The 22,276-nt window shown below is 72.1% G+C and carries 15 protein-coding genes, 2 tRNA genes and 1 pseudogene; 10 read left to right on the top strand and 8 right to left on the bottom strand.

Annotation, left to right across the window (positions count from 1 at the left end; all coding sequences use genetic code 11):
• The first annotated feature begins 174 nt into the window (after nt 1-174).
• Genes FHS38_RS21450 through FHS38_RS21440 form a run of 3 tightly spaced genes read left to right on the top strand, consistent with a single transcriptional unit; the run spans nt 175 to nt 3,085 of the window.
• Nucleotides 175-834, top strand: coding sequence for a vWA domain-containing protein (locus tag FHS38_RS21450; protein WP_184736131.1), 660 nt, complete (start codon nt 175-177; stop codon nt 832-834).
• 2 nt (nt 835-836) lie between these two features.
• Nucleotides 837-1,754, top strand: coding sequence for a PP2C family serine/threonine-protein phosphatase (locus FHS38_RS21445; RefSeq protein ID WP_229822596.1), 918 nt, complete (start codon nt 837-839; stop codon nt 1,752-1,754).
• Nucleotides 1,754-3,085 (top strand): serine/threonine protein kinase, encoded by a 1,332-nt coding sequence (locus FHS38_RS21440; protein ID WP_184735787.1) that lies wholly within the window; start codon nt 1,754-1,756, stop codon nt 3,083-3,085. Before FHS38_RS21445 ends, FHS38_RS21440 begins: the two co-directional genes overlap by 1 nt.
• A gap of 129 nt (nt 3,086-3,214) precedes the next feature.
• Here FHS38_RS21440 and FHS38_RS21435 read toward each other — a convergent pair whose 3' ends face one another.
• The 3 genes from FHS38_RS21435 to fdhD are packed head-to-tail and all read right to left on the bottom strand — an operon-like array spanning nt 3,215 to nt 5,942.
• Complete coding sequence (locus FHS38_RS21435) at nt 3,215-3,538, bottom strand: hypothetical protein (protein ID WP_184735785.1); 324 nt, start codon at nt 3,536-3,538, stop codon at nt 3,215-3,217.
• A 41-nt stretch (nt 3,539-3,579) separates the two neighbouring features.
• Nucleotides 3,580-5,067: an AbeC-like domain-containing protein gene (locus FHS38_RS21430; protein ID WP_184735783.1), complete on the bottom strand. Its 1,488-nt coding sequence runs from the start codon at nt 5,065-5,067 to the stop codon at nt 3,580-3,582.
• Nucleotides 5,068-5,108: 41 nt separating this feature from the next.
• Nucleotides 5,109-5,942 carry a formate dehydrogenase accessory sulfurtransferase FdhD gene (fdhD, locus tag FHS38_RS21425; protein WP_184735781.1) on the bottom strand — a complete coding sequence of 278 codons (834 nt, stop codon included), beginning with the start codon at nt 5,940-5,942 and terminating at the stop codon, nt 5,109-5,111.
• Between the two features lie 279 nt (nt 5,943-6,221).
• Between fdhD and FHS38_RS21420 the strand changes: the two genes are divergently transcribed.
• Nucleotides 6,222-7,817 (top strand): aldehyde dehydrogenase family protein, encoded by a 1,596-nt coding sequence (locus FHS38_RS21420; RefSeq protein WP_184735779.1) that lies wholly within the window; start codon nt 6,222-6,224, stop codon nt 7,815-7,817.
• 28 nt (nt 7,818-7,845) lie between these two features.
• Here FHS38_RS21420 and FHS38_RS21415 read toward each other — a convergent pair whose 3' ends face one another.
• Entirely contained in the window at nt 7,846-9,177 is a 1,332-nt protein-coding gene (locus tag FHS38_RS21415) for a DUF2254 domain-containing protein (protein ID WP_184735777.1), read from the bottom strand.
• Nucleotides 9,178-9,281: 104 nt separating this feature from the next.
• Here FHS38_RS21415 and FHS38_RS21410 point away from each other — a divergent pair.
• The 6 genes and pseudogenes from FHS38_RS21410 to FHS38_RS21385 all read left to right on the top strand — a co-directional run bounded on the left by FHS38_RS21410 (nt 9,282) and on the right by FHS38_RS21385 (nt 14,405).
• Nucleotides 9,282-9,369 (top strand) — tRNA-Leu (locus FHS38_RS21410).
• Between the two features lie 172 nt (nt 9,370-9,541).
• Nucleotides 9,542-10,993 carry a uridine transporter UriT gene (gene uriT, locus FHS38_RS21405; RefSeq protein ID WP_184735775.1) on the top strand — a complete coding sequence of 484 codons (1,452 nt, stop codon included), beginning with the start codon at nt 9,542-9,544 and terminating at the stop codon, nt 10,991-10,993.
• A 136-nt stretch (nt 10,994-11,129) separates the two neighbouring features.
• Nucleotides 11,130-11,214 (top strand) — tRNA-Leu (locus FHS38_RS21400).
• 685 nt (nt 11,215-11,899) lie between these two features.
• The gene (locus FHS38_RS21395; protein ID WP_184735773.1) at nt 11,900-12,448 is read left to right on the top strand and encodes a hypothetical protein; all 549 of its coding nucleotides are present in this window, start codon (nt 11,900-11,902) and stop codon (nt 12,446-12,448) included.
• 24 nt (nt 12,449-12,472) lie between these two features.
• A pseudogene (locus FHS38_RS21390) lies at nt 12,473-12,628 on the top strand (N-acetyltransferase); the annotation flags it as partial.
• 193 nt (nt 12,629-12,821) lie between these two features.
• A complete protein-coding gene (locus tag FHS38_RS21385; RefSeq protein WP_184735771.1) occupies nt 12,822-14,405 on the top strand; it encodes an FAD-dependent oxidoreductase in 1,584 nt (527 codons plus the stop codon).
• On the opposite strand, the gene FHS38_RS21380 is transcribed toward FHS38_RS21385, so the two are convergent.
• Genes FHS38_RS21380 through FHS38_RS21365 form a run of 4 tightly spaced genes read right to left on the bottom strand, consistent with a single transcriptional unit; the run spans nt 14,389 to nt 22,056 of the window.
• A complete protein-coding gene (locus FHS38_RS21380) occupies nt 14,389-15,621 on the bottom strand; it encodes a cytochrome P450 (RefSeq protein ID WP_184735770.1) in 1,233 nt (410 codons plus the stop codon). The two genes, FHS38_RS21385 and FHS38_RS21380, sit on opposite strands and share 17 nt — an antisense overlap.
• Nucleotides 15,618-17,228, bottom strand: coding sequence for an FAD-dependent monooxygenase (locus FHS38_RS21375; RefSeq protein WP_184735768.1), 1,611 nt, complete (start codon nt 17,226-17,228; stop codon nt 15,618-15,620). Before FHS38_RS21375 ends, FHS38_RS21380 begins: the two co-directional genes overlap by 4 nt.
• A complete protein-coding gene (locus tag FHS38_RS21370) occupies nt 17,225-20,530 on the bottom strand; it encodes a ferritin-like domain-containing protein (RefSeq protein ID WP_184735766.1) in 3,306 nt (1,101 codons plus the stop codon). Before FHS38_RS21370 ends, FHS38_RS21375 begins: the two co-directional genes overlap by 4 nt.
• Nucleotides 20,530-22,056, bottom strand: a complete 1,527-nt coding sequence (locus FHS38_RS21365) for a flavin monoamine oxidase family protein (RefSeq protein ID WP_184735764.1) — start codon at nt 22,054-22,056, stop codon at nt 20,530-20,532. Before FHS38_RS21365 ends, FHS38_RS21370 begins: the two co-directional genes overlap by 1 nt.
• Nucleotides 22,057-22,276 lie beyond the last annotated feature (220 nt).

The raw sequence follows: 22,276 nt of genomic DNA, 5'->3' as shown, positions 1-22,276 counted from the left end.
CCGCATCCACCCACGCACCCACCGGGGTGCCCACCCATACGGCGCGACAACGCCGCGTCGTACTGGGCTTGTTCGTCGCCGCGTCCGCAATGGTGGGTGGCGCGGCCGTGGTTATCGTCCTGCTCATGCTGAACGGAGGGTGATGTCGACGTGAGCGACATTCCCGGAGGCCCGATGGAGAACCGCCCGGTTCACTTCATCTGGATCCTCGACTGCTCGTACTCCATGTCCGGGGAGAAGATCGGGCAGCTCAACTACGCGATCCGGGAAGCGATCCCGGAGATGCGGTCGGTGGCACACGACAACGCGGCGGCCCAGCTGCTGGTGCGGGTCATGACCTTCTCCACCACGGCGCAGTGGCACACGCCCACCCCCGTCTCCATCGACGACTTCACCTGGCAGGACGTCCAGGTCGACGGCGGCACCAACCTGGGCGCGGCGCTCAGCCTCGCCGCCCGCGAGCTGGAGACGCCGCCCATGCCGCAGCGGGCGCTCAAGCCCGTGCTGGCCCTGGTGTCGGACGGCCAGCCCCTCGACGAGTGGCGGACCGGTCTCAAGGCCATCGACGCGACGCCCTGGGGCAAGAAGGCCGTACGCGTCGCCATCGCCATCGGCCAGGACGCCGACCGGGGCGTCCTGCAGGAATTCCTCGGCAACCCCGAGCTGCCCGTTCTCGACGCGAACAGCCCCAAGCAGCTGGCGGCGGCGATCCGCTGGGCCTCGACCGCCGCCGTGAAGGCGGCCTCGCAGCCCGTCGCCGGCGGCCTCACCAAAGCGCCCGGACCCGCGTTCGCGCCGCCCACGCTCGACGACGATGACGACACCGTGTGGTGAGCGTGCCGCACTGGGAAATCCTTGGGGACAGCGTCCAGGGCCCCGCCAAGGTCCGCAACCAGGACTGGTACGAGACCGACGCCCCGGCTGACGACGTCCTCGTCCTCGCCGTCGCCGACGGACACGGCTCGGCCGCCTACACCCGCAGCCACCTCGGCGCGCGGTTCGCCGTCGACGTCTTCATGCGGTGCGGCCGGGCGTTCGCCGAGCGTGCGCGGGCACCGGAGGACCTCCGCCGGCTGCGGCACGCGGCCGGCCACTGGCTGCCCCGGGAGATCGTGCGCGACTGGCAGGAAGAGGTCCGCCGGCACCTGCGCGACCACCCACTGGGCGACGGGTCCGACGACGCCGCGGCCTTCAGCCCGTACGGCACGACGCTGCTGGGTGCCGTCCTCGTGCCCGGCCTCTTCGCAGCCTGGCAGCTCGGGGACGGCGACCTCATGGTCGTCGAGGCCGACGGCTCGGTCGGCGCGCCGCTCGCCCCGGCCGAGCCGGAGCTCGGGGACGAGACGGAGTCGCTCTGCGCGCCCCGGGCGTGGGAGCTGATGCGGGTCCACTGGGCGCCCGTCGCGGACCCCGACCGGATGCCGCGCTGTGTCTCACTCTCCACCGACGGGCTGTCGAAGAGCTTCGCGGCACAGGAGGGGTTCATCCAGTTCGTCCGCGAGCTCAACGAACGGCTGGACACCGTGGGGGCCGACGGGATCCGCGAGGCCCTGCCGGGCTGGCTCGCCCACGCCGGCACGTACTCGGGCGACGACACCACCGCCGTCGCCGCCTGGCGGCGCCCGGCGGGCAGCGAGGACGACAGCGGGGACCCGCGCGAGCGGCTCCGGCGGGACCCGGCGCACCCCCAGGCCGTACCGCCGGAGAACACGCATCCGCAGGACGCACCGCACCCTCACGAAACGGAGAATTGATGTCCGGCATGCTCGACAACGGCGCCCGGCTCACCATCGACGACGGCCACGAAGCCGTGGTGACCGGGATGCTGGGCGCCGGCGGCCAGGGCGAGGTCTACCGCGTCTCGACCGATCAGGGCGAGAAGGCGCTCAAGTGGTACTACCCGGCCTGCGCCACCGCGGAACAGCGCAAGATCGTCGAGGAGCTCGTCGGCCGGGACTTCGACGACGACCGCTTCCTGTGGCCCCATGCGTTCGTCACAGGCCGGGGCGACGGTTTCGGCTACCTCATGGACGTACGCCCCGACCGCTTCAAGGGCCTGCCCGCGCTCTTCCGCCGCCGGCTGCGCACCACCCCCCAGGCACTCGTCACCGCCGGGCTGCACATGGTCGAGGCGTACCAGGCGCTGCACTCCCGGGGCATCGCCTACCGCGACATCTCCTGGGGCAACATCTTCTTCGACCCGGCCACCGGCGACGTCCTCGTCTGCGACAACGACAACGCGGTGGTCGAGGGCGAGGCGAGCGGCATCACCGGCACGATGGAGTTCATGGCCCCCGAACTGGTCCGCGGCGACGTCGGAGCCATCCCCGGCACCCAGACGGACCTGCACTCCCTGTCCGTCCTGCTCTTCATGCTGCTGATGAACCACCACCCGCTCAAGGGCAGGGCGGAGCTCGCCATCCGCTGCCTGGACGAGGCCGCCGAGCGCAAGCTCTACGGCAAGAGCCCGCTGTTCATCTTCGACCCCGACGACAGCCGCAACGCCCCCGACCCCACCGAGCAGGGCACCGTCCTCGCCACCTGGGCCACCGCACCCCCGGCCCTGCGGAAGCTCTTCATCCAGAACTTCACCGAGGGCCTGCGCGACGCCTCCCGGCGGGTCCGCGAGTCCCAGTGGCGGGACGCCCTGAGCGAGGTGCGCGACACGATCGTCGTCTGCGCGTCCTGCGGCCGCCAGAACATGACCGAGCCGCGCTCGGCCACCGCCCGCGCCTGCTGGTCCTGCGGACGGACCCTCCTGCTGCCGCCGCGGCTGGTCATCACCACGCCGCCACCGCGCACCGAACGGCACGTCCGCCTCGGCCACGCCGCCCGGCTCCACGCCCACCATGTGCGGGCCGAGCCGCCCCGGCACGACTACACCGACGCGACGCTGGTGGCCGAGTTGGTCGAACACCCCAAGAAGCCGGGGAAGTTCGGGCTGGCGAACCGTTCGGACGCGGCGTGGACCGCACGCCGCTCCGACGGCACCTCGCAGACGGTCGCCCCCGGCCAGACCCTCCCTCTGCGCTCCGGCCTCGCGGTGAACCTCGCGGGCGCGGAGGCGGTCGTACGGGCCGACTAGGGCGGGGCCGGCGGGCCTTCGCCGGACGGGCTCATTTCAGCCCGTCCGGCGACCTGAGGACGCGCCCGCAGGGCGCTCGCCGCCGCAGGCGGCAAGAAGGCCCGCCGTCGGCAGGACAAACCGCGAGAGTCACATCCCCAGGGCGCGGCCCAGCTCCTGGGCCAGGGCGAACGAGCCGCTCCCGGCCGCGGCCCCCACCGTGATCAGCTCCAGCCACTGCCGCAGCCGCCCCCGGTCGGCGGGCCGCCCCTCCTCGTCCGCCCGCACCAGCTCGCCCCGCAGCAGTTCCGCCTCACCGGCCAGCGCCGGGCTCTCGGTGCGCAGCCGCAGCACCAACTCACCGGCCAGCCGCAGGGCATCGGCGGGCGACTGGCCGTGGTGCACCTCGATCTTCCCGTTGTCCCCGTAGTTGCCCGGCCCCGAGATGTTGCCGTGGAAGTTGTACGTACTCATCGGTTCCCTCCGAATGGTCGTCCGAGCGGTCATCGAGGCGGTCAGGGGTGCGAGCCGCCGCCCTGCTGATGGCCCGCGCCCTGCTGCTGCCCGTACGCGTTGATCTGACCGTTGTTGCCGAAATTGCTGGGGCCCGTGATGTCGCCCGAGATGTTGTACGTCTGGGTGGTGATGACCTGCTGGGCGCGGTCGAAGTCACCGGTGTCGACGTTGTGGTCGCGAAGGAAGCGCTCCGTGGCGATCAGCACGCCCTGCTGGAGCCGCTGGAAGATGTCCTGCGCGTCCGTGCGCTCCGAGTGACCCATGGCGTCCCAGTCCGAGGTCCGCTCCCGCAGGCTGTCGAACGCCCCGTAGTCGTAGGCGGCGTGGTACTTGGTGATCTGCCGGCGCGCCTTCTCCAGGGCCCGTTCGTGCTGGTGCCGGGTCATCCGCCGGTGCCGCGCCCGGCCGGGGGCGCCCCACATGGCGCGCAACGGGTTGGAGGACGGCTGCCGCACGACGACCCACCACTGCTCGAAGCCGCCCAGCGGCAGATACGCCACCGCGTGGAACCGGTGCTTCGTCGGCGGCAGCACATACGCGGCCACCTCCCACGACAGCCTCGGGTCCAGCAGCCGCGCCCGCAGATGCATCGACACCACCACGTTGCCGCCCTCGCCCACCATCTCCAGGCTCAGATACGCGCGCATCCCCGCCCCGGACCGCACCACGGCGGACTGCACCAGCGCCGGAGGGATGCGGGGGAGGGGGCGCTTGAGGGGATCGGGCAGCAGATCCGCACCGAGGTGCGGGACGTTCAACCCACGGATGTAGAGCCGGTTCTGGGCGCGCAACCGCTCCAGACCGACGATGTTCGCCATCTCCTTCGCCACGTACGTGTGGAGGCTGACGGCGTCGAACGGCTTGATGGTCAGCTTCCCGCCCGTGGGCGAATCGGCGGGCCGTCCCACGTCGATCGGCGCCCACACCACCTCTTTGATCTTCCGGCCACTGCCGACGAAGGGATTGGCCGACTCGGCCTCCGCGTCGTACGGCACGACGTTGGCCCGGCGCAGCGCCTTGAGATAGGCCTCCGTCTCCGGCGGCGCGGGCGGCGCCAGCTTCTCCGGCTCGGCGGTGCCGCGGTACACGTCCAACGCGGCGCGCCGCGCCTGGAAGACGGCCCGGCACGCCACCACCCACGCGGCCACCACGACCGCGAACAGGGCGAGGAGGAAACCCACGGCGGCCGCCGTGGAGCCGTTGCCCAGCGAGACGGACGTCCCCACGACCGAGACCCCCGCCCCGGCCAGCAGCAGCGACAGCGTGCGGTCCCGGGCCGCGGCCCGCCCACGGGCCGCCAGCGCGTGCCGTACGAGGGCGACGAGGTTGATGCCCAGCGGCAGCCCCACGGCCTTGAGCCGGTCCGCCGTGAACTCGAACAACACCTCGTCGGTGAAGTCCTCGTCGATATGGGTCGTGGCGCACATCCGACGCGTCACCGCGTCCACGCGGTACTGCGGCAACGGCGGTAACTGCCGTGCTGCCATGTGTCATTCCCCCCGATCCGGCCCCTTGCGTCAGGCGGGTTTCACCCTAGGGCAACGCGCTGCTCCCCGGCGTAGACATTCATCGAGGAGCCGCGGAGAAAGCCGACCAGGGTCATGCCGGTCTCCGCCGCCAGGTCGACGGCGAGCGAGGACGGCGCCGACACGGCGGCGAGAACGGGGATCCCTGCCATGGCGGCCTTCTGGACCAGTTCGAAGGAGGCCCGGCCGGAGACGAGGAGGATCACGCCGGAGAGCGGCAGCAGCCCCTGCTGGAGGGCGCGGCCGACGAGCTTGTCGACCGCGTTGTGCCGGCCCACGTCCTCACGGACGTCCAGGAGTTCGCCGTCCGGGGAGAAGAGCGCCGCGGCGTGCAGCCCGCCGGTGCGGTCGAAGACCCGCTGCGCCTCCCGCAGCCGGTCGGGGAGGACCGACAGGAGGGAGGGCTCGAGGCGGATCGGCGTCGGCCCGTCGGTGATGCTCCAGCGGGCGGTGGTCCGTACGGCGTCCAGGCTGGCCTTGCCGCACAGGCCGCAGGAGGACGTGGTGTAGACGTTCCGTTCCAGGGTGATGTCGGGGACGGGCACACCGGGCGCGAGCCGGACGTCCACGACGTTGTAGGTGTTCGAACCGTCCTCCGTCGCGCCGGCGCAGTAGACGATGTTCGCCAGCTCCTCGGCGCTGCCGAGGACGCCCTCGCTGACCAGGAAGCCCGCGGCGAGCGCGAAGTCGTCGCCGGGGGTGCGCATGGTGATCGCGAGCGGCTTGCCGTTCAGCCGGATCTCCAGCGGCTCCTCGGCCACGAGGGTGTCGGGCCGGGTGCTGACGGCCCCCTCGCGGATGCGGATGACGCGGCGTCGTTCGGTGACCCGTCCCATGTCGATCAGTCCCGGTGCTGGTGGCGGCGGTGGACGGCTCATTGTCCCCGGTCGCCCCGGCCCGGGTGGGCCGAGCCCCGGCCGGCTGCCGGGGGAGTGACGTGGGCCTCATCCTCGGCGGGCGCCCGGCGGACGGCCCGCCACGTGGCTACCGTTCGGTAATGCCCGGTTACGGCAAGGAGAACCGCCCGTAGTACGGCACGACCGCGCCACTTCCCCGCCCCGCACTCCCCTTGCCTCCGGCAGGGGAGCCCCCGTGCACCGAGAGCGGAGACACCGATGGCAGTCATCTCTGGCACCTCCCCCGAAACCCCCGGGGGAGACGGCCGCCGCCCCCTCCGGTTGAAGCCCGGCACCGAATGGGCCACCGCCTGGCAGCGCTGCCTGGCGCTCGCCCCGGAGGCGTTCCGCGGTGAGCGCGTCCTGAACCTGTGGAACGGCACCTGGCAGGCGGACGGCCGCCCGCTCCCCGCCACGACCCCCGTCGACGGCACCCCCGTCGCCGGCCCGCCCCGCCTCGACCGGGACACCGCCCGGCACGCCGTACGGGCCTCCCTCGACCAGCACCGCGCCTGGCGCGAGGTGCCGCTCGCCGAGCGCAAGGCCCGGGTGGCCGCCACCCTCGACGCGCTCACCGAGCACCGTGACCTCCTCGCCCTCCTCCTCGTCTGGGAGATCGGCAAGCCGTGGCGGCTGGCCCGGGCCGACGTGGACCGGGCCATCGACGGCGTCCGCTGGTACGTGGACGGCATCGACCCCATGGTCGCCGGCCGGGTGCCGCTGCCCGGCCCGGTCAGCAACATCGCCAGCTGGAACTACCCGATGAGCGTGCTCGTCCACGCCATGCTCGTCCAGGCCCTCGCGGGCAACGCGGTCATCGCGAAGACCCCGACGGACGGCGGGCTGGCCTGTCTGACCCTCGCCTGTGCCCTCGCGGCCCGCGAAGGACTTCCGGTGACCCTGGTCAGCGGCAGCGGCGCCGAGCTGTCGGAGGCGCTGGTGCGGTCGCCGGAGATCGGCTGCGTCTCGTTCGTGGGCGGCCGCGACACCGGCGCGCGGGTCGCCACGGCGGTCGCGGACCTGGGCAAGCGCCACATCCTGGAGCAGGAGGGCCTCAACACCTGGGGCGTCTGGAACTTCACCGGCTGGGACGCGCTGGCCCCGCAGATCCGCAAGACCTTCGACTACGCCAAGCAGCGCTGCACGGCGTACCCGCGCTTCGTGGTCCAGCGGTCGGCGTTCGCGGACTTCCTCGCGGTGTACCTCCCGGCGGTGCGGTCGGTCACCCCCGGCCATCCGCTGGCGGTCGCCGACCCCGCGGACGACCTGCCGGAGCTGGACTTCGGCCCCCTCATCAACGCCGCCAAGGCCAAGGAACTGACCGACCACGTGGCGGAGGCCATCGACCGGGGCGCGATACCCCTGCACCGGGGCGACCTGGCCGACGGCCACTTCCTGCCCGGCCAGGACCTCTCCGCCTACGTGGCCCCCGTGACCCTCCTCAACCCGCCCCCGTCCTCGCCCCTGCACCACGCCGAGCCGTTCGGCCCGGTCGACACGATCGTCCTCGTGGACACCGAGGCCGAGCTCCTCGCCGCCATGAACGCCAGCAACGGCGCCCTCGTCGCCTCGCTCTCGACGGACGACGCGGCGGCGTACGAGCGGCTGGCCCCGCAGATCCGCGCCTTCAAGGTCGGCCGGGGCAAGCCGCGCTCGCGCGGCGACCGCGACGAGCTGTTCGGCGGCTTCGGGGCCTCGTGGCGCGGGGCGTTCGTGGGCGGCGAACTGCTGGTCCGGGCGGTGACGGACGGCCCGCGCGCGGCGGAGGAGCGGCTGCCGGGGAACTTCCCGGAGTACCACCTGATGCCGACGTGACGCCGGCCCGGTGGGCGGACGGGCAGGGTCACCCGATGCCCTGACGGTCCGGCAGCAGTGAGAATTCCCGGTCGGCGGCCTCCGGGACCGTGCGCTCCACGGCCTGTTCCAGGAGCGCGCGGTGCCGCTCGAGCGGCGGCCGCCGCTCCTCGGGGGCCAGCCACCACAGATCGTCCAGCGCGGCCATCAGCCTTCGGGTGACCTGCGGATCGCCGATCGCGCAGCCGCGGATCTCGGTGAAGCCGAGGTCGACGAGGCCCGTCCAGTCGGGCAGGTCCTGCACGAGCCGTACGACCCCCTTGCCGTCACCGTGGTGCAGCGCCCCCAGCGGCCGGCCCGCCAGCGCGGCCAGGAACTGGGTGATCCGGTCCAGGCACTGCACGGCGGTCGTCGGATCGTTGACCGCGGAGGACAGGGCCCGTAGCGCGATGTCCGACAGCTGTCGAAGCCCGAACGCCGGATCCTGGTGGAAGGTCCGCTCGACCCCGACGGAGACGCTGTACCGCAGCAGCCGCTGCGGGGGCGCCCCGGTCCCGCCGTGCACGGCCAGCAAGGGTGTGCCCGGCACCACGAAGTCCCCGATCCGCGGGATCAGCCGCAACACCACCCCGTGCCGTCGCGCCACCCGCACCAGGCGGGCGATGTTCACGTCCCGCAGCACCCCCGCCCGCCCCAGATACGCGATCTCGGCCGTGACCTCCGGCAGCGCGACGGCCCCGGTGTCCACCGTCCCGAGCCGGGCCAGCACCCGGAACGACTCCCGGGTGATCCGGTCGACGACATGGCTGACCTGCATCAGCCGCAGCGTGGAGTTCACGTACGCGATGAACAAGCCCAGGCTCACCAGCACCATGCATACGCAGGCGAGGCTGGAGATGATCGGCACCGTCTGCACCGCGCGGGGATCGGTTTCCCCCTCGTACGACGTCTGCACCAGCAGCGCGAACAGGAACGTCGCCAGGAACACCGCGAACGTGCTCTTGGTGATCCTGCTGCGGACGTACAGCCGCACGACGCGCGGTGAGAACTGCCCGCTGGCCATCTGGAGCGCGACCAGTGAGATCGAGAACACGACACCGATGAAGGTCAGCATCGCCGAGCCCACCGTCGTGACGATCGTCTTGGTGTCGTCGGCGATGCCGATCAGCGATTCGACGGTGTCGTAGTCCTGCTCCTCCTGGAGGACCTCGATCAGCAGCCGGTCCAGCTCCAGCACCCCGAAGGCCAGCAGCCCCGCCGCCACCAGTCCCACGGTCGGCGTGAACCAGAACGTGTCCCGCAGGTGCTCCCGCAACGGAGACAGGGCCCGCGGCCGCCGCGGGGCCCTCCTCGGCGAGGCGAAGTGTCCCTCTTTGCCCATAAAAGGACCTTATGCCCCTCGCGAATACCCAGGTGAAAGGCACTCCGAAACCTTGGTATTGTTATCCATGTCGCCGCGGGGAACACCTGCGGGACGCACACCCGGTCCGGGTGGCGGAATGGCAGACGCGCTAGCTTGAGGTGCTAGTGCCCTTTATCGGGCGTGGGGGTTCAAGTCCCCCCTCGGACACCAGTGGAAACCCCAGCTTTTGCTGGGGTTTTTCTGTGTTTGGGAGGCGGTGTGACCCGAGGCGTGCCCGAGGGTCGGCCGGCAGCCCAGAGATATTGCCGTTCGACCGGACGCGGTGCCCAAGGCCCCGCCCCGGCAGCAGCCGCCGTGCTGCGCTCCCAGAGATCCCCGAGGCATGAACGTTTCCCTCACTGACCGCATCACCGACGATCAGCCCACCGGTTCGGCGGGCGGGCGCTCCACCCGGGTGGCCGTACTGGTCACCGCGCTCCTCACGGCCTGCATCGCCTTCCAGCTCAACGCGAGCATGCTCAGCCCCGCGCTGAAGAGCATCGAGGACAGCCTCGGTGCCAGCTCCGCGGAGATCGGGCTCACCCAGACGGCGTTCTTCACCTCCGCCGCCCTGTTCTCGCTCTTCCTGCCGCGCCTCGGCGACGTCATCGGCCGCCGCAAGGTCCTGGCCGGAATGCTGGTGCTCATGGCGGTCGGCTGCGTGGTCGCCGCGCTGGCGACGAGCGTGCCGATGCTCTTCGTCGGCCGCGTCATCCAGGGCGTGTCCGGCCCGACCGTCCCGCTCTGCCTGATCATGCTGCGGGTCGAGATCACCGAGCCGAAGCGGTACGGCACCCTGCTGGGCGTGATCACCGCGGTCAACGGCGGCATCGCCGGCGTCGACTCCCTGGCGGGCGGCTTCCTCGCCGACAACCACGGCTTCGAGGCGGTCTTCTGGTCGATGGCCGTCGTGGCGGTCGTCGCCACCGTCCTCGTCGCCACCCTGACCCCCGAGTCCAAGGTGCCCGCCGCGAGCCGGATGGACTGGCCGGGCGTCGCACTCCTCGTCGTCTCCGTCGGCTCGCTGCTCATCGCCCTGAACGAGGCCGGCAAGCTCGGCGCCGCGAACTGGCTCCTGGTCGGCGCGCTCGTGGCCGTCGCCGCCGTCGCCTTCGCCCTGTTCTGGCGGACCGAGGACCGCACGAGCCACCCGCTGGTCGCCACCGGGCACCTGCGCCGGCGCGCCACCTGGGCGACCCTGCTGACCACCGTGCTCACCATGACGGGTGTGTTCGCCGTCATGAACGGGCTGATCCCGTCGTTCGCCCAGGACGCCGAGGCCGGCCTCGGCATGACCGCCGAGCAGTCCGCGTGGTGGACCCTGACGCCCTACGCCCTCGCGGGCCTGGCCATGGGCCCGATCGCCGGCCGCCTCGCCGCCACCTTCGGCTACGGCCGCGTCCTGCGCCTCGGCCTCGTCGGCGCCGCGGCCTCCGTCGTCCTGATGATCCTCACGATCCCGGCCCACTCGCGCGTCCTGCTGCTGGCCGCCTCGATCCTCGTGGGCATCACCTACGCGGGCGTGGCGAACATCGTCCTCAACGGCCTCGGCATCGTCCACTCCCCGACCGACAACCCGGGCTTCCTGCCGGGCCTCAACGCGGGCGCGTTCAACCTCGGCGCGGGCCTCAGCTTCGCCCTCCTCTACGCGGTCAAGACGGCGGCCATGCCCGCGGACGCGACCTCGTCCACGGGCTACACGTCCGGCATGATCGCGGGCGTCGCCATCCTGGGCGCCGCCCTCGCGACGTCGTTCCTGATCCCGAAGCCGGTGTCGGCGGAAGCGCAGGACTGAGTAGAGGGTGGGCCGTCCCGAGGCATCGACTCCTCGGGGCGGCCCGCCCCCCCTTCACCTGCTGAAAGGCACTCCGAAACCTTGGTATTGTTAGCCGTGCCGCTGCGGGGGAAACACCTCGCGGAGACAACACCTGGTCCGGGTGGCGGAATGGCAGACGCGCTAGCTTGAGGTGCTAGTGCCCTTTATCGGGCGTGGGGGTTCAAGTCCCCCCTCGGACACCGGTTAGATCAGAAGAAACCCCAGCTCAGCTGGGGTTTTTCTGTTTTCCCGCTCCTCTGAGTGACCAGTAGGATCGGGACTTTCTGTGACCGGCGGCGTGACCAACCACGTGACCGACCGGGCAGGGATCTTGCTTCAGGCAGCCACTCGGGGCGAGGTCGATCCGGCTAGCTGTCGAGGAAGCCAACCGCTTGGCGTTGTCTGCACGCTGCTTGCCGTAGTGCTTCATGTGCACGCAGGGGCTTTCGGGCGGTGGATCTTCGAGGGGGGGTAATTCGCAGACCGTCGAGGTCCCCCGCCCTCACCGGCTCGACAAATAACAATCCAGCTTGATGGCCCGCTTTGGCGGGATTTTTCATGCTCAAGATAAGGAGAGCGCTCCTACGTAACCATTCCCGAGGAAGCTGCCTTGGTCCTGGTGGCCAGGAATGGAGCAGTTGTTGCAAGCTCTTGAGCAGTGCTGGACGAATGTGTGATGGGTGCAAAAAGGTTCGATATCGCGAAGTGTTTCGCGGTGGCTGGACGGGAGTCTGTCGCGGGAGGCGTTTTCGGCTACGCGATGCCGGGCACATCAGGTTAGACCATGTGGGTGATCGCATCTGATGCGTAGGGGCCGATGGCTCGATGGCGCAACTGCCATTCGTGAGGGTGCGTCATGTGCGTGCGAACTAAGGAAGGACTGCCATGGGCAATGGCACGGGGGGCAATGCGGGCACGCCGGACCCTGGCCCCACCCCAGATCCCGGACCGCCACCTGAGCCACCGTGGTACCGGAAGCCGGTGATCATGTGGCCGATCGTCTTGGCAGCGCTAGGCATTTTGGTGCCCATTGTGGGTTACGCAGTGCCGGCGTGGCTTAAGAGCGGCTACGTACAGGAGGCGGACGAAGCCTGTAGTCGCTACGTTCCGCAGCTACAGGCTTTGGGGAAGCAGCCCCCACCGGAGCAGCGCGCGGCCTATCACGCGTACGAGAAGGGGCTGAGCGCCATTATGGACGCAGCTCTGGAGGAGTGGCGAAAGGTGGATGTCCCCCCGATTGTCGGGGGTGAAATCCGAGAGACATTCGCCGCCGCCCAATCGGCAGCCCAATATTTCCGCACAGGGGTCTCCTGGGCGGAAAAGGGAGACACGGACACGGCGAACAAATATTTGGACGAGTTCAACGGTAAGGCAGACGTGGCTGTAGAGAAGGCTCGCGCCCTAGGGCTTAATGTCTGCCCCGTCGGTTTCTAGGGCACGTTGGCTGGAGCGGCGCCGGACGCGGCGCGCGCCGAGCGGGTCCTGCTCAACGTCCACCCGGACAGCAAGGCGGCCGTGGCCGCGTACCGGGCATGGGGATACCGGAAGGTCGGCGACGCGCGCCCTTGGGTCGGCGCGGACCTGCACGACGTGATGCTGCTCGACCTGCGCTGACCTGCCTCCCGCGCGCCGCACCTCGGTCCGCCTGTTTGTACGCGCTGTTTGTACGCGGAGCGTCCCCACCGATTCGGTTCGGAACGACCGCCCCCCCGAATGCGCCCCGTTGAGGCCCGGGTCCGCTTCCCGCCACGATGAGTGGACAGCGGCGTGGCCGCCGCGCCACAGGCGGAACGAGGGGGAGACGTCAGTGAGCGAGTTCCGGGATGTCGTCGTCGTCGGAGCCGGGCCCACCGGGCTCGCGCTCGCCATCGCCCTGCGTCAGTACGGGATCGACGTCGTCGTCGTCGAGAAGGAGGCGCGGGGGAAGCGGGAGGCCCGGGCGGGGGTGGTGTGGCAGCGGGCGCTCGAGGTGCTGCGGGATCTGGGGTGCGCGGAAGCGTTCTTGGCCGAGGGGCTGGCGTTGCGGCGGGTCGAGGTGGTCGCCGAGGGGCGGGAGGTCGGGGGGATCGACCTCGGGGCCGGTGAGACCGCGTATCCGCGGCCGTTGTCGATCGAGCAGGACGCCGTGGAGCGGTTGCTCGGGGAGCGGCTGCGGGAGGTGGGCGGGGAGGTCCGGTGGTCGACGGAGGCGGTCGGCGTACGGACCTCCGACGACGGGGCCGTCGTCGAAGTGCGGGGGGCCGACGGGCTCGGCACGAGCCTCCGGTGTCGTTGGGTCGTCGGGTGCGAGGGGTCGCACAGCGTGGTGCGCAAGGCGCTCGGCATACCGTTCGAGGGCGCGCGCCGGCCGAATCTGCAGTGCGTGCAGATCAACGCCGAGGCCGACTGGAAGCACCCCTACGCCCCCGACCGCAGCTACTTCTTCCTCGTGCGCGGCGCTTCCCTCGGGGTCTCGCCCCGGCCCGGCGGCGGCTACCGCTTCTTCTGCTTCAGCGCCGACCCCGACCCCACGATCGACCACGCCCCGACCGTCGAGGAGATGCGCGCACTCGTCGCCGACGCCGCCCACGACCCCGGCACCACCCTCGTGCCGACCGATCCGCCGTGGGCCAACCGGGCCCGCTTCCAGGACCGGTTCGCGGGGTCGCTGCGGGTCGGGCGGGCACTGCTCGCGGGGGACAGCGCGCATCTGTGGGCGCCCATCGGCGGGCACGGGCTCAACACCGGGCTGCGCGGCGCGCACAACCTCGGGTGGAAGCTCGCCGCCGTCCACCGGGGCTGGGCGGTCGACGCGCTGCTCGACACGTACGCCACCGAGCAGCGGCTCACGGCCCGGAAGGTGATGCGCGAGATGCGGCACGACGTCCTGGAGCTGCCGCCCACCCGGCTCACCCTGCTCGGCATGCGCCTCGCCGGGCCGCACCTCATGCGCGGGGAGTGGTTCGCCGGGCGGATCCGGACGGTCCTCAGCGACCTGGCCATGCATCATCGGGAGAGTCGGCTCTCCCAAGGCGGCCAGGACGACCAGAGCAACAACCGGAGCCGGTACGGGTCCCTTCGCGCCGGGGACCGGCTGCCCGACCTCCCCGTCCTCCTCGACGGGCGTCGGTGCCGCCTCCACGAGCTGCTCTCCTACGAGCGCTGGACCCTGCTGACCGCCCCCGGTGCCCGCGGCGCCCCCTTCGATGAAGCCCGTCTGCGGCGGCTCACCGACGGCTACGCCATGCCGGTCGAGCACGTCCGCCCGTACCCGGCGCGGAGCGCGCGGCGACGGCTGGCCGGGGCCGGGTCGCTGATCCTCGTGCGGCCCGACCGGCACATCGGGATCTCCACCGACACGGTGGAGGGGCTGGAGGCCTATCTCCGGCGGTGGTTCACGCGCCGCGGGTAGGCCGCCCGTCCGCGCGCACCATCATGCGCGCCGGGCCGTGGAAGACCAGGTCGTCCGCCCACCGCACCGGCTCGTCCGCCAGGGCGAGCCCCGGCAGGCCGTCCAGCAGCGCGGTGAGCCCGATCTCGGCCTCGGCCCGGGCCAGCGGGGCGCCGACGCAGTAGTGGATGCCGAGGCCGAATCCGGTGTGGCGGCGCGCGTCGCGGTGGATGTCCAGCCGGTCGGGGTCGGGGAAGCGTTCGGGGTCGCGGTTGGCCGAGCCGAGGACGAGGGTGACCTTGTCGCCCCGCCGGACGACGCGCCCGCCGACCCGGTCGTCCTCCTGGGCCCACCGGCTGATCATCTGGACGGGGGAGTCGTAGCGGAGCAGCTCCTCCACCGCGCCCGGCAGCAAACCCGGCCGGGCACGCAGCCGGTTCGACTGCGCGGGGTGGGCGAGCAGCGCCAGGAGGCCCTTGGCGAGCAGGTTCGTCGTCGTCTCGTGCCCCGCCGTGAGGAGGTGCACGCAGGTGGCCGCCAGCAGGTCCTCGTCGAGCCCGGTCCGCTCCGGCTCCGCCAGCATCGCCCCGATCAGATCCGTCCCGGCACCCGCCTTCTCCGCGCGGCGCCGCGCGAACTCGGCACGGAAGTACGCCCCGAACTCCCGCGCCGCCGACTCCGCCACCGCGAACGCGTCGGGCCCGCGGGTGACGCGCGCGCTGGTCGCCTGCTGGAGGTCCACCGCGCGGGCGCGGAACCACGGCCGGTCCTCCTTCGGCACGCCCAGCAGCTCGCTGATGACGAGAAGAGGGAAGGGCGCCGCGAAGCCGTCCATCAGGTCGGCCTCCCCCTCCGAGGCCACCCTGTCGCCCAACTCCGCGACCAGACCGGCCGCGAGCTCACCGATGCGCGGGCGCAGCCCCTCCACGATCCGCGCCGTGAAGGCCTTCGCCACCAGCGCCCGCACGTGGGTGTGACGCGGCGGGTCCATGAAGACCATCCAGTTCGCGACGGTCCTGCGCAGATGAGGGCAGGCCTCGGGAAGGTGGGCGGGCGGCGCGCCCCGGCCGTAGCGGCGGCTCGACAGCACCCGCGCCACATCGGCGTGACGGAAGAGGTACCACCCGCCCTCCCCCCGATGGACCGGGTCCTCCTCCCGGTAGCGGCGGTAGCAGGGGTACGGGTCCGCGACGTCGACGTCGGCCGTACGGAACGGGCCCGGCGCGGGCCCGGTCATCGCGCACCCCGAACGGTGTCCGCGACCCGCACCACGTCCCTCGGCAGTGTCGCGCCGCGCCAGGCGACATGGCCGTCCGGGCGCACCAGGACGAACGCGCTGCGGTAGAGCCCCGCCACCGACGCGTCGTGGCACCGCGTCGCCCTCAACGGGACACCCCGGTGCGCGAAGGCCGCCTCGAACGCGGCCAGCCGGTCGGAGTCGGCGAAGCACAGCAGCCGGAAGCCGCGGCCGAACAGGTCCAGCGTCGAGGTGTCCGCCCCCAGCCACGCGTGCGGGGCACGGGCCCCGGGCAGGGCGTCGGTGCGCCAGTCCCGCTCCCTCCTGCCGTCGCCGATCACGACGGGGGACACGTACCGGAAGCCGAAGTGCACGTCCGGCGACTCGAATTCGCGCCGCACCCCGCTCCGTTCCATCCCCTCCGACAGCTTCGCCCGTGCGCGGGCGCCCTCGGTGGAGTCGAGCAGGATCTCCTTGGGCAGCTCGCGGCGCATCGTCCGCAGCAGATGGGCGTTGGCCTCCTCCAGGCTGCGCTCGGCGACCGGGCGGCGCTCGGTGTCGTAGGAGTCGAGCAGCTTGGGGCCGGCCCAGCCCGCCAGCTCCGCGGCGAGCTTCCACCCCAGGTCGGCGGCGTCGCAGATGCCGGTGTTCATGCCGAAACCACCGGACGGCGAGAGGGTGTGCGCGGCGTCGCCCGCGAGCAGGACACGGCCGTGGCGGTAGCGCTCGGCGACGCGGTGGGTCAGATGCCAGACGTTCTCGGAGAGGACCTCCAGCGGGGTGTCGTAGCGGATGGCGTCGCGGACCGTCGTCAGGGCGTCCTGCCCGGCCGCCTCCGGCTCGGGGCCGACCGGGCCGGGGCCGCCCACCGTCAGCCGGTACAGGTCCCGGCCGTCCATCGACCGCAGCGGATAGCGCAACGTCGGCGGCTGGGTGAGGAAGTACACCAGGGCGCCGCGCGCACCGAGCCGCTCGCGCAGCCCCGGCGCGCGGAAGAGGATGTTGCGGAAGACCCGTGTCTCGTAGCGGGCCGGTGCCGCGATGCCCGCGGCCTTGCGGACCGGCGACGCCGCCCCGTCGCAGCCGACGAGATAACGCGCGCGGATCGTCAGCCGCGAGCCGTCGTCGAGGTCGGTGGCCGTCGCGACGACCTGGTCGTCGTAGCGGGTGAAGCGGTCGAGGCGGCAGCGCCGCCGCAGCGGGCCGTCGGGGTGCACGCCCACTTCCCGCGCGAGCAGCGGGCCGAGCCAGTGCTGCGGGCACACCTGCTCCGGTTCGGGGGTGTACGCCAGCGGCGGGCGGTTGTCGGCCGTACCGAAGTCCAGGCGGTGGATCTCGTGGCCGCCGACCGCCGTGACCCACGCGATGTCCAGCGGGTGGTCCCCGGGCCAGCCCGTGGCCCGGATCCGGTCGGCGACGCCCCAGCGCCGGAACAGCTCCATCGACCGGGGGCCGACCGTGCCCACCCTCGGGTGCGAGAGCGTGCCGTCGGAGGACTCCAGCACCATGAAGCGGACGCCCCGGTACTTCAGGTCCAGCGCCAGCGCCAGACCCACCGGGCCGCCGCCGACGATCAATACGTCCGTCGTGCAAGGGATTCGACTCATGACCTTCCCTCCCTCCTGCGGAAGAAGTCGGCGTAGAACGCCATCATTTCGGGGACCTGCGTCGGCACCGACGCGCACTTGAGGGCCGCGGCCGACAGGTGCTCGAAGCGCAGCGCGAGCGCACGGCGCGCCACGTCGGGCCGGGGGCCCGCGACGGGCGCGACGTCGAGTTCGAACGTCGGGCCCGCCGTCCGGCCGCGCCGCCCCGACTCCATGGTGACCAGCAGCTCCGCCAGCGGGCGCATCATGCCGGTCATGACGTCGATGGACGTGTTCATCAGCTTCGAGCGGCGCAGGCTCTCGTCGGGGCTCTCCCCGAAGTGCTGCGCCATGAGTTGGAGCATCAGGTAGTAGGAGCGGTTGAACAGCCGCGCCACGGTGCGCGCTTCCGGGTCGGTGATCGGGTCCTTCGCGCCGTCGCCCGGCTCCACCGTCGGATTGCGCAGCACCGGGTAGGCCGGGTTCCACGGTGCCAGCCGCCCGTACGGGCCCTCGACCCGCTCGGTCGTCAGCGCCTCGCCGATCCGCAGGAACGTCTGGAAGTGCGACACGTCCGAGGGCCGGCCGGGGCCGTGGCCGAGGGCCCCGCCCTCGCCCTGTTCGGTGATGAAGTCCACCGCGAACAGCGCGCTCGACAGGTCGTCGACCTCCAACTGGTAGTCGGGGTGCGTGGCGTTGAGCGACTCCCGCATGAACAGGTGGTGCTCGCCGCCGCCCCGGCCCTGCTCCACCAGGAACAGGTCGGGCACCCGCTGAAGCCCCTCCCGGATCCCCGCGTACAGCTCGCTCACCGAGCCCCACGCGAAGGCCCGCCGCCGCTCCGGAGAGCCGTCCGCCTCCGGGCGTGCGGCACCCTCCCGACGGATCTCCGGGACGAGCCCGGCGGGCTGCTCGATCGCGATGAACCGCTGCACGCTGCCGACGCTCAAGGGCTCCAGCGCGAAGTCCAGCGGGACCGGCAGCACGGAGTTGATGGTGGCGAAGTCGACGGCCGGGACGTGGAACGGTTCGCCGATGGCCATGATGATGTTGTTGACCACCAGGAAATGGATCATCTCCTCACGGGCCACGTTCAGCAGCGCCCCGCGCATCCCGTCGTCCGTCGTGGCACCGCCCTGGCCGCACGCGAGCTCCAACTGCCCGGGCGTCCACAGCCCGCGCCGTACGTACTGGCTCCCGGCCCCGTGGGTCGGCAGCGAGAAGGCCGCGTACAGGTACTGCAGCATCACCGCCAGCTCCAGTGCGGCCGCCTGCTTCAGCGCGGTCCACAACTGGCCGCGCGTGGTGATGCCCGGCTCCGTGCCGAGCGCGGCGGGCGCCGGGACGGGCGGCCGCACCCGCGCCTGCTGGTTGCGCAGATACGCCAGCAGCAGCCGCGCCTTGGGATCCGTCAGATCGCGGGTGGGCGGCATGTAGTACGTCTTGGCCTTGTTGCCCGGGTCGCACATCTGCCAGGCCAGCTCCGCGTACGTCTCCACCTTGCACCGGTCGGCGAGGCTGAACACCTCCGACGTCATGAAGGAGGAGACCTGCTCGTAGTAGGCGAACACCTCCCGGTGCAACAGCGCGAAGTCCACGTCCTGGCGGGGCACGTCGTCCAGGTGCCAGTCGTCGGGCAGGACCCGTACGGCCAGTGCGCCGGCCCCCGCCCAGAAGCCGAGCGCGTCCTCGTCGTCGTAGGCCGCCCAGGCCGATCCCGGTGCGCCGGGGGCCGTGTCCGGCAGGTCGCCGGGGCCGGTGGACAGCAGGATCCGGCAGGTGCCCGCCCGTTCGCCGCGCAGGGTGAGCAGGCCGTGGCCGTGCTCGTCCGTCTCGACGACGCACTCGGGGGCGTAGTCGCCGGGCCCCTCCGGCGGGCCCGCGCGCAGCCCCAGCAGCACCGCGTCGCCGCAGCGGGCGCCGGGTGTCCCGGCCGGCCGGTGGCCGGGCAGCGCGCGGGGGTTGAAGTACTGCCGCACGGACACCGGGCCCGCGCTCGCGGGGCGGCCGCGCACGTAGCTGCGCAGCGGCACCGCCACGGCGTGGTCGCGGCCGTGGGCGAGGTCGCGGTGGTGCAGGGCCGTCAGCGCCTCGTCGCTCTGGACGACCGTCTCCCGCTCGGTCAGCAGCGTCGCCCGCCGGCCGCCGGGCAGGACGCCGGTCAGATACAGCGCCGCGTCCCCGGCCGCTTCCCAGCCGGGTTCGGCGGGCGTGGTGACGATGCCCGAGGTGAGGCCGTCGCGGTAGGCCGCCGACGGCAGCCGGGCGACGAGCCGGTCGGTACCGGCCGTCCGCAGCTCCAGGTCGCCGAGGTCCAGCGGCGGGCCGAGCCGGTGCAGCGGGCCGGGGCCCGCCTGTTCGGCCCGGCCGGTGAGCGGGACGGCGGAGACCATGTTGAACGCGGCCCGCCCGTCCGCGACCTCGACCGTGAGGTGGTGCAAGGCCGTCCTGCCCGCGTTCGGGGGGCCGGGCACGAGCAGCCGCCCCGCCGGGTAGGTGCGCAACTCGTCTGCGTGCCACGGCGCGATCGTCCCCCGGACCCGCCAGTGACTCGGCGCGTCCGGGGCCACGGGCGACGACATGCCGTCCAGCGCGAACTGCACGACGAGACCGTCCGCACCGCTCTCGACGGCCTCGCGCAGCGCACCCACCACGGGGGAGGAGCCGGCGTCGGGGAGCCAGTCGGCGTCCCCGTCGTCCGCCACCACGAACTGGTGCACCGCGCAGTAGCGCAACTGCGGGGCCAGCACGTGCTCGCCGACGTCCAGGACGTGGCCGAAGTCGACCCAGCGCGGCGGCTGGAGACCGCTCACCCCACCGGTGAACAGATAGCCCTGGTCGTGCGAGCGGCCGACGCGGCCGAAGCCGAACCGGCCCACCATCAGGGCCGTGGTCCACCGTGACGCGGGGTCGAGGTCGAAGACGCGGGCCCGGTTGACGGTGGTGCGCAGATAGTCGTTGTAGTGGCCCCAGACGTCCACGTTGCGGCCGACCACCGGGTCGGCGACGTCCAGAACCCCGTCCGCGCCCTCGGCGGCGACGATGCGGGAGTCCATCAGGAAGTGGCCGTTGCCGTCGAAGTTCCAGCCCTTGGCCAGGCTGAACTCCCCGCGCGGCGCGGGCCGCCCGTCCCGGTCGAAGCGCGGGCCGCGCTCGTCGAGATAGGCGTGGAAGTCGCGCGCGGGCCGGTCGGCGGGGAAGGGCCCCTCGTCGGTCAGCACCCGGTTCGCGGACAGGTCGACGCGTCCGCAGCGCGGCCCGGTCGGCAGTTTCGTCGTCGCGACTCCGGCGAAGTGCAGCCTCGGCAGGTCGAAGACGCTCATCACCACGCTCCCGCGGGGTCGTGGATCCCCAAGGCGGCGGCGGGACGGCGGCTCGGCGCGTACCCGTCGATCTCCTCGACGGCCCGCAGCGCCGATTCGACGGCCCCCTCGATCCACGCCGGGGTCGTCGAGGTGTGCTCGCCCGCGAAGAACAGCCGGTGCACCGGGCGGGCCGCGCGGACCCGCTCCTCCTCGACCTCGGCCGCGTCCTTGCCCCAGCGCATCGCACAGCCCACGGTCCACGGCGTGTGCCCCCACGCCGTGCTCACCGCCTCCAGGACCATGCCGGGCCGCAGCAGTTCGGGATGGACCGCGCTCAGCTCCTCCAGGACGAGACGGTGCCGGCGGCGGGGCGACATCCGCCCGAGCCGCTCGGCCTCGCGGCCGATCGTGTAGCTGGCCAGCAGCGCCGCCCCACGCCCCCGGCCGCCGTCCGCGGGCGGGTAGTACGTCTGGCGGATGCTGCCGCCCGTGAACGAGGCCCCGCCGTCGATGCCGTCCGCCTGCCAGAAGGGCTCCCGGCAATGGAAGGCCACCTTGGTGGCCGGGCAGTAGTCCACCTCGCGCAGCACGGCCAGCTTGTCGGCGTCCAGGCCGGTCAGCCGCATGCGCCGGAGCGCCGGGAAGGGCGCCGCGCAGACGACGAAGTCGCTGGGCTCGACGACCGTGCGGGCGGCCGTGCGGGAGTGGACCAGCACGTCGTGCTCCCGCACCTCCACGCCCACCACCTTGCGGCCGCACGACACCGGGCCCCGCAGCCGCTCGGCGAGCCGGCGGGGCAGCTGGTCCATACCGCCCTCGATCCGCAGCAGCGCGGGGCTGGTCTCGGTGAGGATGTCGTCGAGGAAGCCGTTGAGCCGGCCGCTGCAACCGGCCCGGATCCCCGGGTGCGCCGCGAAGAGCGCGTGGAGGTCCACCCGGCCCCCGGCCGCCCCGGTCAGGTACGGGGCCGGATCGATACGGGCGACCAGGTCGAGCAGTTGTCGGCGCAGGTCCGCGCGCAGCGCGTCCCGCAGGTCCGGCGGGGCGATGGCCCCGACGACGGCCGTGAGCCAGGCGCCGAAGGCGACGGTGGCGTCGTCGTACGAGCCGGGGTGGCGGTCCCGCGCGAGCTCGCGCCGGAAGCTGCGGTGCAGCGGACCGGACGCGTCCCGTATCCGCACGAACCCGTCGGCCGTGTGCAGGAATGCGTTCTCGTCCGACAGGAGGGTCCTGAATTCCCGAACATTCTCACCGAGGCGCAAATGTTCGATGTATTCCAGGGTGCGTCGGTGATGGGTCGGAATGCGCATGGCTCCGAGTTCCACGGACGGTGCGCCGGGGTCGGGGCCGAACCGGTGGGTGTGGATGCGACCGCCGATGCGGGTGTTGCCTTCCAGTATCCGGACCCGGTAATTCAGCCGCTCCAGCTCGTAGGCCGCCACCAGTCCGGCAATCCCGGCACCGATGACCGTGACGCGGCGGCCCTTTTGCCCCCCGGCTTCCCCGACGGCAGGGGCATGCCAAATTCGTGAAGTGCTGCACATGGTGGTTCCCCCCGTGATGTACAACCAATTCCCGTGCGGGCGCTCGCGTCGAGTCCATATGTCCGAGGTGAGGATTGGCAATGAGTTTTCCGGACACCCTCGGCCCCGGCGCCGCCCCCGCCGGTGGAAATTCATGAAGAGCAGACGGCGTACGTATGACGTCGATTCCGGATATTCCGGTTGAGGGGATGGGGAGAATTGGCCACCGTGACCACCCGTG

It is taken from the genome of Streptomyces netropsis (assembly GCF_014203545.1).
Classification (GTDB): Bacteria; Actinomycetota; Actinomycetes; order Streptomycetales; family Streptomycetaceae; genus Streptomyces; species Streptomyces netropsis.
This window is presented reverse-complemented; position numbering and strand designations above follow the sequence as displayed.

Coding starts and splice junctions, on each gene's coding strand:
- FHS38_RS21395 (WP_184735773.1), top strand. CDS start 11,900: ATGGGCAATGGCACGGGGGGCAATGCGGGCACGCCGGACCCTGGCCCC.
- fdhD (WP_184735781.1), bottom strand. CDS start 5,942: ATGGGACGGGTCACCGAACGACGCCGCGTCATCCGCATCCGCGAGGGG.
- FHS38_RS21370 (WP_184735766.1), bottom strand. CDS start 20,530: ATGAGCGTCTTCGACCTGCCGAGGCTGCACTTCGCCGGAGTCGCGACG.
- FHS38_RS21420 (WP_184735779.1), top strand. CDS start 6,222: ATGGCAGTCATCTCTGGCACCTCCCCCGAAACCCCCGGGGGAGACGGC.
- FHS38_RS21440 (WP_184735787.1), top strand. CDS start 1,754: ATGTCCGGCATGCTCGACAACGGCGCCCGGCTCACCATCGACGACGGC.
- FHS38_RS21430 (WP_184735783.1), bottom strand. CDS start 5,067: ATGGCAGCACGGCAGTTACCGCCGTTGCCGCAGTACCGCGTGGACGCG.
- FHS38_RS21365 (WP_184735764.1), bottom strand. CDS start 22,056: ATGTGCAGCACTTCACGAATTTGGCATGCCCCTGCCGTCGGGGAAGCC.
- FHS38_RS21375 (WP_184735768.1), bottom strand. CDS start 17,228: ATGAGTCGAATCCCTTGCACGACGGACGTATTGATCGTCGGCGGCGGC.
- FHS38_RS21415 (WP_184735777.1), bottom strand. CDS start 9,177: ATGGGCAAAGAGGGACACTTCGCCTCGCCGAGGAGGGCCCCGCGGCGG.
- uriT (WP_184735775.1), top strand. CDS start 9,542: ATGAACGTTTCCCTCACTGACCGCATCACCGACGATCAGCCCACCGGT.
- FHS38_RS21435 (WP_184735785.1), bottom strand. CDS start 3,538: ATGAGTACGTACAACTTCCACGGCAACATCTCGGGGCCGGGCAACTAC.
- FHS38_RS21380 (WP_184735770.1), bottom strand. CDS start 15,621: ATGACCGGGCCCGCGCCGGGCCCGTTCCGTACGGCCGACGTCGACGTC.
- FHS38_RS21450 (WP_184736131.1), top strand. CDS start 175: ATGGAGAACCGCCCGGTTCACTTCATCTGGATCCTCGACTGCTCGTAC.